Source organism: Galbibacter sp. PAP.153, assembly GCF_037029175.1.
GTDB classification, from domain to species: Bacteria; Bacteroidota; Bacteroidia; order Flavobacteriales; family Flavobacteriaceae; genus Galbibacter; species Galbibacter pacificus.
Genome location: NZ_JAZEUN010000019.1, coordinates 78,900 through 94,660, shown reverse-complemented (window position 1 = coordinate 94,660; position 15,761 = coordinate 78,900). Strand labels below are relative to the sequence as shown.

Below are 15,761 nucleotides of genomic sequence, written 5' to 3'. Positions count from 1 at the left end.
GCTCCGCCATAATACAAGGATGGATACTTTTTAGAGATGTGTCCAGACGGTAGCATTTTTATGCGGCTTTTTTTATTGAAGCCCATTTTATAAGATTTTAAGAAAACGTTTTCGTTAGGTTTTGTAACTTTAATTCCTCAAAACACTAAAAAATATGGACACCGGATACAAAAGCAACCCATTACTGGACAGGCTTCCCAAACATTTAAAGCAATTTATAAAACCTCAAAACTACAATGATTATACCCCCATTAACCAAGCAGTATGGAGGTATGTCATGCGAAAAAATGTAGATTACCTGAGCAAGGTTGCACATACTTCATATACCGAAGGGCTTAAAAAAACCGGGATTTCCATCAACCATATCCCCAGTATGTACGGCATGAACCGGATTTTAAAAGATATTGGCTGGGCTGCTGTTGCCGTAGACGGCTTTATCCCGCCAAATGCCTTTATGGAATTTCAAGCATACAACGTTTTGGTAATTGCTTCGGATATACGCCAGCTGGAAAATATTGAATACACTCCGGCTCCCGATATAATTCATGAAGGCGCGGGCCATGCTCCCATTATTGCCAATCCCGAATATGCCGAATATTTAAGGCGTTTTGGCGAAATTGGCTGCAAGGCCATTTCCAGCGCCAAGGATTACGAAATGTATGAAGCCATCCGCCATTTATCAATCATCAAAGAAGCCGATGACACCCCGGAGGCCAAAATAAGGGCAGCCGAAAAGAAAGTTGACAATCTCCAACAAAACATGGGCACACCAAGCGAGATGTCCCTGATTAGAAACCTTCATTGGTGGACCGTTGAATACGGCCTTATTGGAACACCAGAAAACCCAAAAATATACGGAGCCGGCTTGTTATCTTCTATTGGAGAAAGCAAATGGTGCATGACTAATGAGGTAAAAAAAATACCGTATACGCTTGAGGCTGCTTATCAGGATTTCGACATTACAAAACCGCAACCACAATTATTTGTTACCCCCGATTTTGCACACCTCAGTTTAATTTTAGAAGAATTTGCCAATACAATGTCATTGCGCAAAGGAAGCTTGAAAGGACTTGAAAAGCTTATTGCTTCGCAAGCATTGGGAACCATTGAACTTAGTACCGGAATTCAAGTATCGGGCGTATTTACAGAAACCATCGAGAATGATGGAAAACCAATTTATTTTCAAACAAAAGGAAACACGGCGCTTTCGTACAGGGACAAAGAATTGGTTGGCCACAGCATAAAAGAGCACCGTGAAGGGTTTGGGAGCCCCATAGGCAAACTAAAAGGCATCAATCTAGCTATTGAGGATATGAGTCCCCGCGACTTAAAAGCCTACCATATTTACGAAGGCCACGAAGTTTTATTGGAATTTGAAGGCGATATAACCGTCAATGGAACCATTATTACCGGAACCCGGAATTTAATGGGCAAAATAATTTTAATCAGCATCGATCAATGTACCGTTAAGCACAAAGACACTATTTTGTTTCAACCAGAATGGGGAATTTATCATCTTGCCGTTGGCAAAGAAGTTATTTCGGCATACAGTGGCCCTGCCGATGTAAATAGCTTTGACCTTATTACCCATGTTCCAACCGAAAACACCATCAAATCTAAAAAAAGCGAACGCACCCAAAAGCTCGAACTTCTGTACAATCAGGTACGGGAATATAGGGAAGGAAAAAACAGGACCATTTCCAGACATAAAGTTTTTGAGGAAATACAAACCTATTATCCCGAAGACTGGCTACTTTCCGTTGAGTTATACGAACTTGCCAAGACCAATGGCGACAGTGATTTTGCCGAAGAAATTATAGCCCACCTTGAAACCGTAAAGCAGCATAAGCCCAAGGTTGGACACTTAATAGACGATGGAATTTCTTTAATAAATGAAGCATTGGTAAGTTAAACAAGACATCTTTACAATGAGCAAAATAGGCTTTGTTGGAGATTACTCCGTTTAAATCAACACTATAAAATAATTTTAAACATATAACAAACAGGGTTTCGCTTCGTTTTGGTATATACTAATGAAAGTTTTTATATTTTTATCCGAAATCAATTATAGTTACATTGAAAAAATATCTGCTTATCTTAGGTTTTATCGCTGCCATTTCTGCATGTAAAAATGATGATGCCAATTCTAAAAATGCATTATCCAAGGCCGACAGCTTAAAACTTCGGCAAAATGCCATTAAAAAAATATCAGACGAAGACCTTATAAAAAAACTGCTTCGCTCCAAAAACAATCAACTTACTACCGAAGACACCGTTTTCTATAAAGCCATGATTAAAAGGCCTAAAGATTCGGCTTTTATTGCAATGAATTTATATGGAAAAACCAAACGGAACGGTAGATTGCAAGAGTTTAAGCAAACAGCTATTATTAAAGACCAAGAAACAATAACTTCGCGTATTCAGGGAAGTGTTTTTAGAATTGACAAATTAAAAGACAATCAATACAAAATCTATACGCACGAACCCGAAATAGGCGATTTTAGTGCCTATGATGTAAATTTTAACGCAACCCCCGTTTCCATAAAAAAAACCACGCGCACCGCCAATTTTTATTTTGACCTACTGCCCCAAAAGCGTTTTGAATACAGCATAAAAAACCCAGCTAAATTCTTCAATATAAGAAAGGACAAAATTGTCAAGGGAGATTCCCTGCTCGACACCCTTGCACGGGGATCTAAAATATACCGTGGGAATGGCTTGCTCAACCTTAACGATGCCGCCGCCCTGAACACCTATTATTTTGTAAACGATTCTACTATTTTAGAGAAGCTCATCATTAAGGATACTTCCAGGATTATTACAAATATTACCTTGAGTGGTGTTCAAACACAGAAAAAAGCAAAAAAATATTATAGCAGCGCCTTTAAAAACGATTCTGTATATAGGCAAATCGAAACCTCCCTTGAATTATCAAAAAATTCCAGACATGTTGTTGCCTATACTACAGATTCTATTGTAAAAACATATAGGTATACCAAAGATTTCAGGTTCAACATACAGGCAATAGATTCTTTCAAGCTGGAAAAAACATATCCGCAGTATTATCCAGAATTGATAGACAGCACTTTTTTGGTACAAAGCAAACCGTTTTTAATCAACGGCCTCATGGCAGCTTGGCAATATTCGGTGCGCTATACCCGAAAAACCAATGCAAATCCTACCAATGTTGAAGTTTCTATATCCAAGAGGGAATTAATAAATACAAAAGATACAACCTTTGTTTTTGAAGCCCCCCTATCTCCTATTAAAAAAGCGGTAAATATTGGCAATGTATCCGAGCAGGATTTCGACCCCGGGGATTTCGACATTAATTTTGACGGATATACCGATTTGAGCTTCCCCGAAGGTTACGATTTAAACCGCAACGCTACGTATGATGTATACCTATACGACCCGCTCAAGAAAAGTTTTATAAAAAATCCCGCTTTTACAGGACCTTCAATGGCGCCACATATATTAATAGACAAAGACCATAAAGCCGCTATATACACTGCCCAAACAGGGAATAACAATTACAGCGTAAGGATTGTAACAATTGGAGAAAATGGGACCATTAAAATGAAAGAAACGTATTGGAGTAATAACACCAATGGCTCCTATACCATCCATTACCAAAAAACGCAAAACAACGCTGTTGTAGAGAAAAAAGAGAATGTTGCCAAAAACCAACAATGGAGCCAAAACAATTTTAAAAACGAATTTTTAAATTGGGTAAAAGACCAAATTGGCAAGGGCTAAAACCTTAATGCAATATATAATATAAGACCTTCCCTGCAAAAAAGAAAATAAGCATCAATATTACAATCTTTTTAATTAAAATTTAGGGTTTCCAATGTATTTCCATCAGTAATGGTCTGCTTATTGTATACAAGTTTCCATCCCAAGGAATTAGTAAGCACATAAAAGCGGGACAACTCGCTAATTAATCGGTTTTCGGCATTTTCCTTCAAACCGGATTCGTTTATTTTTTTTGAAACCGCCTGATTTACCTGCGCTTTTATCTTGTTAAAATCGTTGGCATTAAAAGGATTTAAATAATCGCTGGAAATGTCGTAATATTTCAGGTCGGGCGAAATTTTAATCTCAGGTTCGGGAATTCCTGTTATATACAGTGTTTTGTTGGCTTCATCAACATCAAAGGTTATTTTGCTTAAATCGTAAGCTATGGTTACATCGGCATTTACAACTACCAAGGCTTTTTTTTCGGTGGTCAATAAGTTGGCAAATATTTTTTCTGACTGCTTGTAATTAAAAACCTGCGAAAAATGCCCTTCGGTAACGACCAATTTCCTTACATTTTTTATTTCCTGCTGAATCAATGCCGTACTCTCCCTTAAATATTCCGAGCGCTCATCGTACCGTTTATACAGTTGATAAACCCATAGAATTAAAAGTGTGATGATAATGCCAAAAAGGACCTTTCGCATATTATTAAAATTGAATGTGAGGATATGTACTTGAAAGGTACACAATTTTCTGCTGAAGTTTTAATTGAAACTTCTTATATTCTTCACTTTCCCGGTTAAAAGGTCGGTGTCGCAACCCATTTTGCACTTTTTCCACCTCTTTCATTATAGGCAAACTTTCATGGTCAATCCAAACATCCTGAAACTTTTTCCAAATGTATTTTACGGCTGTTTCATTTGGATGAAGCATATCTTCTGCATAAAAACGGTAATCTCGGAGCTCGTCCATCATAATTTCATAGGTAGGGAAATAATGCAACCTTTTTTCACCAGTTATTATTTGGTGTACGGCTGCTATTAAATGTGCTTTGCTCAACTGGTTCTCTACAAATCCATCTTTAATGTGGCGTACCGGCGATACCGTGAAAATGATTTCAATCTCCGGGTTTAACGATAGCAAAAGTGATGTTGTCCGTTTTAATGAGAGACTAAGCGCATTTACTTCCATTAACTCCTTCTGAAAACATTTTTGAGGAACTTTATGGCAATTGGCAACAATTTTTCCTTGCTCCATATGGCGATAGCCCCAGGCCGTCCCCAAGGTGATTACAACATGCGATGCTTTCTGCAAGAAAGCCTTCAAAGCTTCCAAAGAAGTGTTCAAGCTATCTAGAAAGGCTTCTTTTGAGCTATTTCCCATCTCGGAATGTACCTCAAAGCATTGCCAACGTTCATTTAAATAAAAAATGTCATCAACGGTAAAAAATCTCTCCTTTACCACACGGTCCAGCAAGTGCTCCATAGCCACTGGATGAAATATAATCCCAAAAGGATTTACAAGGTTTTGAAACTTAAAATATTGAAGTTTTTCCCCTATATTCTCCACAAAACACGAACCCATTAAAAATACTTTAGAATTGTAATCTATGGTATTTTCTGCTACTTTTAAGGGTATTTGTGTTTGTAGTTTCATCTATCTTCCTTCAAATTAAAACATTTAATAAACCGGCCTGAAACTTTTCAAAAAGTATTCTTATAAAATATAATCTTTAGCCTTTTTTAATGCTTCGGGAATACCTTCTGGATTTCTCCCACCTGCTGTAGCAAAAAATGGCTGTCCGCCGCCGCCGCCTTGAATTAGTTTGCCCAATTCCCTTACAATTTGACCCGCATTTAGGTTTTTTTCTTTCACCATTTCTTTGGAAACGTAACAGGTAAGCATGACTTTACCATCGTTTTCAGAAGCAAAAAGCAAGTACAGATTATTATATTCATTGCCCATTTCAAAGGCAAGGTCTTTTATGCTTCCTTGATCTAATGCAACTTTTGTGGCCAAGAACTTAACCCCGTTAACATCTTCAAGCGTTGCTTTCAATTCGGTCTTAAGTCCTTTTGCTTTATCCTTTAAAAGCTGTTCCACTTGTTTTTTCAAGGCTATATTTTCGTCCTGAAGTGCCGTTATGGCATTTACGGGATCTCTAGCATTGCTTTTAAGCACTGCCTTTACTTGATTATAGGCATCTGTTTGGTTGGCAAAATACTCTTTGGCAGCATCAAAAGTAATGGCTTCTATACGCCTTACCCCTGCGGCAACGGCACTTTCTCCAGTAATGATAAAATGCCATATGTCTCCTGTATTTTTTACATGTGTTCCCCCGCACAGTTCTATGCTTTCACCAAATTTAACGGTACGCACCAAATCGCCGTATTTTTCACCAAACAACGCCATCGCTCCTTGGTTGACCGCCTCTTGAAATGGTGTCGCCCTATTTTCCTGTAATGGCAATTGTTCCCGGATACGGGCATTTACAAAATCTTCAACCTGTGTTAATTCTTCTGCGGTAACCTTACTGAAATGAGAGAAGTCAAAACGCAAATACCCGCTGTGCACCATACTCCCTTTTTGCTCAACATGGGAACCTAAAACACTACGCAATGCCTGATGCAATAAATGCGTTGCCGTATGGTTTGCTGCGGTACGGTTGCGCTGTTTGGTATCTACAACCGCCTTAAAAGTATCGTTTAGGTTTTTGGGAAGATTTTTGGATAAATGGATTATCAGGTTGTTCTCCTTTTTGGTGTCTATAATGTAAACAACATCTCCGTTGGGAGATTCTAAATAGCCTTTATCTCCAACCTGTCCACCGCCTTCGGCATAAAAAGGGGTGATGTTGAATACCAATTGATACATTTCCCCTTCTTTTTTACTAGCTACTTTACGGTAACGTGTTAAGCGTACTTGGGTTTCCAAAGTATCGTACCCCACAAATTCTTCAATTGGATCGTCTATCAAGACTTCCCAGTCTCCGGTTTCGACTTTTGTAGCGGCCCTGGAACGGTTTTTCTGTTTTTCTAATTCTTCCAAAAACCCTTCTTCGTCCAGCCCATACCCTTTTTCCTCAAGGATCAATGCCGTTAAGTCTATCGGGAAACCATAGGTATCGTACAACTCAAAAGCTTTGGCCCCCGAAATAATTTTTCCGTCATTTGTGCTTATAATATTGTCAAGCAGCACCAAGCCTTGGGCCAAGGTCCTTAAAAAAGAGTTTTCTTCTTCTTTTATAACGTTGACGATAATATTTTTTTCTTTTTTCAATTCGGGGAAAAATTCGTGCATTTGCTTGATAAGCGTATCGACCAATTTATAGATAAAAGGTTCTTTTTGGTTTAAGAACGTAAATCCGTAGCGGATTGCGCGTCGCAAAATCCTTCGGATTACGTACCCAGCCCCGGTATTGCTGGGCAATTGCCCGTCGGCAATGGCAAAAGATACCGCCCTAACATGATCGGCTATTACCCGAATGGCAATATTTATTTCTTCCTCTTTATTGTATTTAGCATTGGTAATGGTTTCTATTTCCCTGATAAGCGGTGTAAAAACATCTGTGTCGTAATTACTTTTTTTATCCTGAAGCACCATGCACAAGCGTTCAAACCCCATTCCCGTATCAACATGCTGGGCCGGTAATTTTTCAAGCGAACCATCTGCTTTGCGGTTAAACTCCATAAAAACCAGGTTCCATATTTCTACAACCTGCGGATGGTCTTGATTTACCAAATCTTTTCCAGGGGTTTTGGCTTTTTCTTCTTCCGACCGGATGTCTACATGAATTTCAGACGAAGGTCCGCATGGGCCTTGATCGCCCATTTCCCAAAAATTATCATTTTTGTTTCCAAGGATAATACGGTCTTCCGGTACAATGGCCTTCCAAAGATCGTAAGCTTCCTGATCTACGGGAAGCCCTTCGGCATCGGCACCTTCAAAAACAGTTACGTAAAGAATGTCTTTATCTATTTTATATATTTTGGTCAATAATTCCCAAGCCCAGGCAATAGCGTCTTTTTTAAAGTAATCGCCAAAACTCCAGTTTCCGAGCATCTCGAACATGGTATGGTGATAGGTGTCCTTGCCCACTTCTTCCAAATCGTTATGCTTGCCGCTTACGCGCAAACATTTTTGAGTATCGGTAACACGGTTGTTTTTTGGGGTTTTATTGCCAAGGAAGAATTCTTTAAACTGATTCATCCCCGCATTGGTAAACATTAGTGTGGGATCGTCTTTTATTACCATTGGTGCAGATGGCACAATGGCATGTCCTTTATCATTAAAAAAATCTAAAAACTGCTTCCTTATCTCTCTGGATTTCATCATAAAATCTTAACTTTTTCTAAAAATCACACTCACTGAAAAAACAATTTATATATTTGCTCGTTACGCAGTTTAGAGTGTATAACATTCTACTGGCAAAAATAGAACTTTTAAACTAATGGCGAAGGTAAAATATTATTACGATTCTGAAACATTATCCTATAGGAGGATTGAACCAAAAAAGGGTAAAAGGGTCATTAATATTAGCTTATTTGTATTAGCTGCTTTTTTATTCGGAGGAATTTGTTTGTTGATCCTCTTGAACACCAATTTAATCAATACCCCAAAAGAACTTTCGCAGGCCCGGGAATTAAAAAATTATGAATTTCAATTTGAGTTGTTGAATAAAAAAATGACACAAATGGAAGATGTCCTGGCAAATATAGAAGACCGCGACAATAATATTTACCGTCTTTATTTTGAAGCCAGCCCGATTCCCAAAGAACAACGTACTGCTGGGTTTGGCGGTGTAAACCGTTACAAGAGCCTGGAAGGGTTTAACAACTCCGAACTTATTGTAGATGTTACAAAGAAACTCGAGATACTTCAAAAACGGTTGGTAATCCAATCTAAATCTTTAGATGAAATTACAGAACTGGCAAAGGAGAAAGAAAAATTACTGGCCGCAATCCCGGCCATCCAGCCCGTAAGCAATGAAGACCTTACCAGAATGGCCTCTGGTTACGGGTGGCGCTCCGACCCATTTACAAAAGTGCGAAAAATGCATTATGGAATGGATTTTACCGCCCCTCGGGGAACCCCAATATACGCAACCGGAGACGGCGTGGTAATCCGTGCCGACAACAAGTCGTCCGGATTTGGGGAGCACATCAGGATCGATCATGGTTTTGGGTACATGAGCCTCTATGCCCACCTGAGCAAATACAATGTTAGAAAAGGACAAAAAGTAAAACGTGGGGACCTCATTGGATTTGTGGGCAGTACCGGAAGGTCGCAAGCACCACATTGCCATTATGAAGTATGGAAGGACGGCAACAGAATAAATCCTATTAATTTCTATTACGGATCGTTATCTGCTGAAGAATACGAAGCGTTGCTACATGCTGCATCACAAGAAAACCAATCACTTGACTAATGCATATAAACCTTCCCGAAAAATTATATTACAGCATTGGCGAGGTTGCCAAGGCCTTTGACGTAAACACCTCCCTGATTCGTTTTTGGGACAAAGAATTTGACGTTCTAAAACCCAAGAAAAATGCAAAGGGAAATAGAAAGTTTACCCAAGAAGATGTAAAAAACCTCGGACTTATTTATCATCTTGTAAAAGAACGCGGCTTTACGTTAGACGGTGCAAAACTTCACTTAAAAGAACAAAAACAAAAAACCCTCTCCAATTATGAGATAATTCGTAAATTGGAAGGAGTCAAGGCAGAACTCGCAAAAATTAAAGATCAGTTATAAATTTATTTCTATATCTCATTTTTATTGCTGAATTTTGACTCAAAATTTTAAAAGGGTCAACAAGCCTTTCAACTTAAAAATTAACTAATTAAAAAATTACAACAAATGAAAAAATGGATTATTGGTTTAATTGTGCTGGCCATTATTGCCTTTGGAATATACAATTGGGCCGTTGGTTTTAATAACGAAGCTATACGACTTAATGAGAACGTTTCTGAAGCATGGGGAAATGTTCAAACATCTTACCAGCGTAGAAACGACCTTATTGGCAATTTGGTAAACACCGTAAAAGGTGCCGCCGATTTTGAAAGAAATACACTTACCGATGTTATCGAGGCCCGTGCCAAAGCTACTTCGGTAAACATCAACCCAGAAAATATAACGCCCGAACAATTGGAGCAGTTCAATCAAGTTCAAGGTGGGTTGAGCAGTGCCTTGAGCCGTTTATTGGTAACAGTAGAACGCTATCCAGAGCTAAAGGCAAACCAGAACTTTTTAAAATTACAAGACGAGCTTACAAGTACGGAAAACTCAATCCAAACGGCAAGGGTCCGCTATAACGAAGCCATAAAACCATACAACAACCATGTAAAAACATTTCCGAATTCTATCCTGGCCGGTTGGTTCGGGTTTGAAGGAAAACCATATTTCGATGCCGAAGCAGGCGCCGAAAAACCAGTGGACGTTCAATTTGACTTTAACGACGAAAAATAAAAAACACAAAAGGTGCTTGCATATATCAAGCACCTTTTTAATTTACAGATACAACCTAAAATTACTGGCATGGCACCATCTAAAATAGAAGCCTTTTTAACCGCCGATGAAGAGCAGGAAATAGTAGAAGCTATTCGCCAAGCTGAAAAAGAAACCTCCGGTGAAATCCGGGTGCATATAGAAAAATCCAGTAACACAGCGCCCCTTAAACGGGCCGCGGAAGTTTTTCATTTGCTTAAAATGGACAATACCAAAGACGAAAACGGAGTCTTGATTTACGTTGCCATTAAAGACAAAAATTTTGCCATTTATGGCGACAAAGGAATTGACAAGGCAGTCCCCGACGATTTCTGGAACAGTACCAAAGACATTATTCAAGGGCACTTTAAGAACAAACGGTTTAAAGAGGGACTTGTAGAAGGCATTCTAAAAGCCGGAAAAGAACTGCAAGAACACTTTCCTTGGCAACATGACGACATTAACGAACTTCCAGACCAAATTTCCAAAAGCTAATATGTTGATATTAAAAAAAACTTTTACCCTATTTTTATTTTTCTTCGGATGTATTTTTACCTCATCGGTATATGCACAATTCGATATTCCGGAAAAACCAGCCGAAGAAACGAGTGTTTATGATTATGCAAATATTTTAGCTGCTTCGCAAAAAACAGCTTTAGAACAAAAGCTGATTAATTATGCAGACACTACCAGTACGCAAATTGTAATTGCAACCGTTCCCACCATTAATGGCGAAAACATTGGCATGCTTGCACCAAAATGGGCGCACAAATGGGGCGTTGGCCAGGCTAAAGAAGACAACGGTGTATTTATACTTTTAGCCGAACAAGAACGTAAAATATGGATTTCGCCGGGTTATGGGCTGGAACAAAAGCTTACGGCCGGTATAAACGGGGAAATTATACGAAATATAATTATTCCAGAATTTAAAAAAGGTGATTATTATGCCGGTCTGGACAAAGGTACCGATGCCATAATAGACCTGTTTAACGGGACTTATAAAGGTACGCCGCAAAAGCGAAAGGGGAACTCTTCTAATGGTGGTGGTAAGCTTTTCTTAATATTTATTGTTTTTATCATTATTGCTATTATCCTTTCCCGAGGCCGTGGTGGTCGCGGTGGTGGAAATCGCGGAAGACGCGGCGGGGGAATAGATTTATTGGACATGATTATTCTAAGCAATCTTGGCCGTGGTGGCGGAGGTTCATCTGGCGGCGGTTTCGGTGGTGGTGGCTTTGGCGGTGGTTTCGGTGGCGGAGGCTTTAGTGGCGGAGGCGCCGGTGGTAGTTGGTAGTTGGTAGTTGATAATTGATAATTGATAATTTAAAAAATAAGAAACATAGCCCGGAAACAATAACTCCGGGCTTTTCTATTTTATTTACATTCTATAAAAACGTCTGTTACCTTGTGGTTTTTTACCCCCAAACTTGTCGAACTTAAAGCTAAAACTCAACATAAAGTACTGTGTTAACACTGTACTTTGATAATCCTGGATATAATCGGCTCCGGTAGACCTACTTGTATTGTTGTTTTGGTTCAACAGGTCGTATGCCAATACTTTAACGGTTGCTTTCTTCTTTAGCAATTGGACCCCCAAACTCATGTTCCAAAAGAGAACGTCCTTATTAAAATCAGAAGACACATTTCCATTATATGTATAACTTATATCATTTCCCCATACAATATTTTCGGGCCAATAAGTAGTGGTTCGTAACGAAGCTCTATGCGACACAAACTTCACATCTTCAAAAGCATTGGTATTGTACTGCGTATTATTAAATGTAATACTATAGCCGGGCTCTATCTCGAACATCTCCCTAAAATTTAAGGTCGTGCTAATTCTTGGCGTAACGCTAAAACGCTTGGAAATAAGTTTCGTCCCATTGTTAAAACTAACATCGTTGTTGTAATTAAGGTTGGGGTGAAAATTTATTTTAGCATTGAACGTACTGTCTTTTTTAATCTGTTTTGAATATCCAAAGCCCAAATAGGCATTATAATTACCGCTTATATTGGTAAAAGTTGTTGTCCGCAAAAGGTTTTCATCGGTAGTGGTAACGCTTACCACCTTATCGTCTTCTATTTCCCCGCCCCCGTATACAAAAAGGCCCGTATGCTCTCTAAAATTATAATTGTTGTAATTTAAATTAAGTGAATGTGTGGTAGCTAGGTTTAGGTCTGGATTTCCTTGAATAATATTTAACGGATTGTTTATATTGGGAACCGGTTGCAATTGCCCAACCGAAGGCACCCGTAAGTTGGACCGGTAATTAACCCTTAAGCGCTTGTTCTGACTGAATTTATAACTAGAAGAAGCATTAAACATCAAGTTTTTGTAATCTTTGGTAAACGAGCCTTCTTGCAAATAATCCTGATTTTCCAAATTGGTAAAAACATATTCGCCATTTACCCTCCAGCGCCATTTTTCACCGTCCCGGCGAATGCCAAAAGAAGGCTGTTGTTGGATCTCGTTAAATTTATAATCGGTACTCAATACGTCGTTGAAGCTATCGTAATCTGCGGTTGCTTCATTAAAATCGTATACCGAACTTTCATTTTCATAATTATTGTTGTTCAGTTGATACTCAAAGTCCAGAAAGAACTTATTTCCCAACGGTTGTCTGTATGCGGCTTCAAATTCGTATGTATCAGTTTTATTGTCTGTAAATGTCATTTGGTTTACCGATTCTTCTGAAGGGTCGTCACCAAATATTTCCCGATTCGATTGAAAATTAGTCTCGGCATCGTTTTTAAAATTATAGTTTGAAAACGAGAGCCTAAAAAATTTCCCAACGGTATCAAGTTTTTTATAAACATCGATACGGTTGGTAAAACTGCGCTGCAAACCATCGTCTATGGTTTGTTTGGTATTGGAGTTGGTAAGTTCCCCTTCGTTATTGGTAGATGTAGTTTCACTGGTATCCAATGAATTGGTCCTGTTTACGTTTAAAATGGGTTCAATGGAAATCCTTAAGGTTTCATCTATATCAAATTCCAGGCTTGCAGCTCCCCTGTTTGAATTGGTTGAACCTTCAAAACGGGATTCGCTATTGGTAAAAAAACTTCCTTCGGGCAAAATATTTTCCCTAGCGGTTTTTTGGTCGTTGTAGGAATCGCTATATGCAAAAAAGTAATTGGCACTTAATTCGTAGGCATCTTTCTCGGCATTTGCATAACTTGCACCAACGGTAGAAGATGTAGTAATTCCGCGACCGTAATTATTAATAAGGCCATTATCGTTTGCAAAAGAATATCCTCCACGGGTATTACCTACCATATCGTAAATCTCATCAAAAGAGAACCCTGCATTATTAATGTTGTTTGAGCTCGCAATAAAGCTCACCCTTTCCTTGTCGTTAAAATAATTTAAAAGGCCGTTTACCTGATATCGCTCATCCGTGCCATATCCAGCCGCCAATCTCCCCAGATACCCCTTGTTTTTATCTTTTTTTATGGTGAGGTTAATAGTTTTGGTCTCTCCATCGCCATCATCTCCGGTAAATTCTTGTGTTTTTGTTTTAGAATCGGATATTTGAATTTTATCGATTATCTCTTTAGGAAGACTTTTTGTAGCCACTTTTGGATCTGAACTGAAAAACACTTGACCGTTTACCAAAACCTTGTTTACTTCTTTACCGTTAACGGTAATTTTACCATCGGTATCTATCTCCACACCGGGAAGCTTTTTTAACACGTCTTCCACATTGGCATCGGGGCGGGTTTTAAAAGAATCTGCATTGAACTCCAAAGTATCTTTTTTAACAGTTATGGGAACACGTTCTCCCACAACGCTTACCCCTTCCAGTTCTTCTGCCAATAAATTTAATGGAATCTCGCCCAATGCGATATGTTGCTTATCAAGCTGAATTATTTTTTTTACCGGTTGATAACCATTATAGGTAATAAAAAGGTTTACTGCTTTATCTGATGATTTTAGGTCCAAGACAAAAATACCTTTCTGGTCGGAAATTGTATACGAGACCATGGTGCTATCTTTAATGCTTTCGGCATATACGGTAGAAGCCTCCATGGGTTCTTTGGTAGTTGCATCAATTACCCTTCCGGTTATTTGAAATTCCTGCGAAAAGCAAATTCCGCTAAACATTAAAGTTAAAACGAGTAGTAGTTTTGGTCTCATTGGTAATAGTTTGCCCGAAAATAGGGCAAAACATTTTACGAATAAGAGTATTTATTACGTTTTAATATTATTTTAACAGCCAGCTTACTTTTTTCTAAAATATATCTGAATGGGAACCCCGTTAAAATTAAAATTGCTTCGCAATTTGTTCTCTATAAACCTTCTGTAAGGATCTTTTACATATTGCGGAAGGTTTGCAAAGAAGGCAAATTGTGGGGTCGGGGTTGGCAATTGGGTACAAAATTTAATTTTAATATATTTTCCCTTAACAGCTGGTGGCGGTGTATGCTCTATTATAGGAAGCATAACATCGTTTAGTTTTGAAGTACTGATGCGTTTTGTTTTATTGGCATACACATCTACAGCGGTTTCTATGGCTTTAAAAATCCGTTGCTTTGTCAATGCTGAAATAAAAATAACGGGAACATCTGTAAAAGGTTCAATTTGCTTTTTTATGTATGCTTCAAACTGTTTTACGGTATTGGTTTCTTTTTCGACCAGGTCCCATTTATTCACCAAAATTACAATCCCTTTTTTGTTACGTTCGGCCAACCAAAAGATATTTAAATCCTGGCCTTCAAATCCACGTGTGGCATCGAGGACCAACAAACATACATCGCTGTGCTCTATGGCCCGTACAGAACGCATTACTGTATAAAACTCAAGATCCTCTTTAACTTTTGCTTTTCTCCTGATTCCAGCGGTATCCACAAGGTTAAATTCAAATCCAAATCGGTTGTATTTCGTGTCTACACTATCGCGAGTAGTTCCGGCTATGTCGGTAACAATGTAGCGTTCTTCGCCTAAAAGCGCATTTATAAACGACGATTTTCCGGCGTTTGGCCTTCCTACTACTGCAAATCTTGGCAATTCTGTATCTTCCTGCTCAACTTCCTCAGGAAGGCTTTCCACCACGGCATCCAACAATTCGCCTGTTCCGCTTCCGTTTATACTGGAAATTGTGTAATAATCTCCGAGCCCTAAAGAATAGAACTCCACCGCATCGGCTTCACGCAATGCATTATCAACCTTATTTACGGTTAAAAAAATGGGCTTTTCTACTTGGCGTAGCAATTGTGCCACTTCCTCGTCCATACCGGTTACTCCAGTTGCAACATCGACCACAAAAATAATGGCATCGGCTTCATCAATGGCCAATTCTACCTGTTTGTCTATTTCTTTTTCAAAAATATCGTCGCTACCAACAACATATCCTCCCGTGTCTATAAGTGAAAATTCACGGCCATTCCAATCGGATTTTCCATAATGGCGGTCACGTGTAACACCACTTGTTTCGTCTACAATGGCATCCCTTCTTTTAATCATACGGTTAAAAAGAGTTGACTTCCCAACATTTGGCCGTCCAACAATGGCAACAATTGCACTCATA

General features: G+C 38.8%; 12 protein-coding genes. 7 read left to right on the top strand and 5 right to left on the bottom strand.

Features of this window, described 5'->3' with window-relative positions:
• Positions 1-154: 154 nt before the first annotated feature.
• Positions 155-1,912: an aromatic amino acid hydroxylase gene (locus tag UXI14_RS13155; protein ID WP_335966528.1), complete on the top strand. Its 1,758-nt coding sequence runs from the start codon at positions 155-157 to the stop codon at positions 1,910-1,912.
• A gap of 164 nt (positions 1,913-2,076) precedes the next feature.
• Positions 2,077-3,759 (top strand): hypothetical protein, encoded by a 1,683-nt coding sequence (locus tag UXI14_RS13150; RefSeq protein WP_335966527.1) that lies wholly within the window; start codon positions 2,077-2,079, stop codon positions 3,757-3,759.
• 71 nt (positions 3,760-3,830) lie between these two features.
• On the opposite strand, the gene UXI14_RS13145 is transcribed toward UXI14_RS13150, so the two are convergent.
• The 3 genes from UXI14_RS13145 to alaS are packed head-to-tail and all read right to left on the bottom strand — an operon-like array spanning position 3,831 to position 8,076.
• A complete protein-coding gene (locus tag UXI14_RS13145) occupies positions 3,831-4,448 on the bottom strand; it encodes a DUF4230 domain-containing protein (protein WP_277901339.1) in 618 nt (205 codons plus the stop codon).
• A 4-nt stretch (positions 4,449-4,452) separates the two neighbouring features.
• A complete protein-coding gene (locus tag UXI14_RS13140; RefSeq protein ID WP_335966526.1) occupies positions 4,453-5,400 on the bottom strand; it encodes a GSCFA domain-containing protein in 948 nt (315 codons plus the stop codon).
• 60 nt (positions 5,401-5,460) lie between these two features.
• A complete protein-coding gene (gene alaS, locus UXI14_RS13135) occupies positions 5,461-8,076 on the bottom strand; it encodes an alanine--tRNA ligase (RefSeq protein ID WP_335966529.1) in 2,616 nt (871 codons plus the stop codon).
• 118 nt (positions 8,077-8,194) lie between these two features.
• Between alaS and UXI14_RS13130 the strand changes: the two genes are divergently transcribed.
• From UXI14_RS13130 to UXI14_RS13110, 5 genes are all read left to right on the top strand, one after another.
• A complete protein-coding gene (locus UXI14_RS13130) occupies positions 8,195-9,172 on the top strand; it encodes a M23 family metallopeptidase (protein WP_277901337.1) in 978 nt (325 codons plus the stop codon).
• Positions 9,172-9,501 (top strand): MerR family transcriptional regulator, encoded by a 330-nt coding sequence (locus tag UXI14_RS13125; protein WP_277901336.1) that lies wholly within the window; start codon positions 9,172-9,174, stop codon positions 9,499-9,501. Before UXI14_RS13130 ends, UXI14_RS13125 begins: the two co-directional genes overlap by 1 nt.
• A 105-nt stretch (positions 9,502-9,606) precedes the next feature.
• Positions 9,607-10,215, top strand: coding sequence for a LemA family protein (locus UXI14_RS13120; protein ID WP_277901335.1), 609 nt, complete (start codon positions 9,607-9,609; stop codon positions 10,213-10,215).
• Between the two features lie 69 nt (positions 10,216-10,284).
• Positions 10,285-10,728 (top strand): TPM domain-containing protein, encoded by a 444-nt coding sequence (locus UXI14_RS13115; protein WP_277901334.1) that lies wholly within the window; start codon positions 10,285-10,287, stop codon positions 10,726-10,728.
• Complete coding sequence (locus UXI14_RS13110; protein WP_335966525.1) at positions 10,685-11,527, top strand: TPM domain-containing protein; 843 nt, start codon at positions 10,685-10,687, stop codon at positions 11,525-11,527. Before UXI14_RS13115 ends, UXI14_RS13110 begins: the two co-directional genes overlap by 44 nt.
• Positions 11,528-11,611: 84 nt before the next feature.
• Here UXI14_RS13110 and UXI14_RS13105 read toward each other — a convergent pair whose 3' ends face one another.
• Positions 11,612-14,371 carry an outer membrane beta-barrel protein gene (locus UXI14_RS13105; RefSeq protein ID WP_335966523.1) on the bottom strand — a complete coding sequence of 920 codons (2,760 nt, stop codon included), beginning with the start codon at positions 14,369-14,371 and terminating at the stop codon, positions 11,612-11,614.
• A gap of 84 nt (positions 14,372-14,455) precedes the next feature.
• Complete coding sequence (der, locus tag UXI14_RS13100; protein WP_335966522.1) at positions 14,456-15,760, bottom strand: ribosome biogenesis GTPase Der; 1,305 nt, start codon at positions 15,758-15,760, stop codon at positions 14,456-14,458.
• Position 15,761 lies beyond the last annotated feature (1 nt).

Bases quoted from the DNA above. Each gene is read 5' to 3' on its own strand.
- UXI14_RS13155 (WP_335966528.1), top strand. From the start codon at position 155: ATGGACACCGGATACAAAAGCAACCCATTACTGGACAGGCTTCCCAAA.
- UXI14_RS13140 (WP_335966526.1), bottom strand. From the start codon at position 5,400: ATGAAACTACAAACACAAATACCCTTAAAAGTAGCAGAAAATACCATA.
- UXI14_RS13145 (WP_277901339.1), bottom strand. From the start codon at position 4,448: ATGCGAAAGGTCCTTTTTGGCATTATCATCACACTTTTAATTCTATGG.
- UXI14_RS13110 (WP_335966525.1), top strand. From the start codon at position 10,685: ATGACGACATTAACGAACTTCCAGACCAAATTTCCAAAAGCTAATATG.
- UXI14_RS13115 (WP_277901334.1), top strand. From the start codon at position 10,285: ATGGCACCATCTAAAATAGAAGCCTTTTTAACCGCCGATGAAGAGCAG.
- UXI14_RS13125 (WP_277901336.1), top strand. From the start codon at position 9,172: ATGCATATAAACCTTCCCGAAAAATTATATTACAGCATTGGCGAGGTT.
- alaS (WP_335966529.1), bottom strand. From the start codon at position 8,076: ATGAAATCCAGAGAGATAAGGAAGCAGTTTTTAGATTTTTTTAATGAT.
- UXI14_RS13120 (WP_277901335.1), top strand. From the start codon at position 9,607: ATGAAAAAATGGATTATTGGTTTAATTGTGCTGGCCATTATTGCCTTT.
- der (WP_335966522.1), bottom strand. From the start codon at position 15,760: ATGAGTGCAATTGTTGCCATTGTTGGACGGCCAAATGTTGGGAAGTCA.
- UXI14_RS13105 (WP_335966523.1), bottom strand. From the start codon at position 14,371: ATGAGACCAAAACTACTACTCGTTTTAACTTTAATGTTTAGCGGAATT.
- UXI14_RS13130 (WP_277901337.1), top strand. From the start codon at position 8,195: ATGGCGAAGGTAAAATATTATTACGATTCTGAAACATTATCCTATAGG.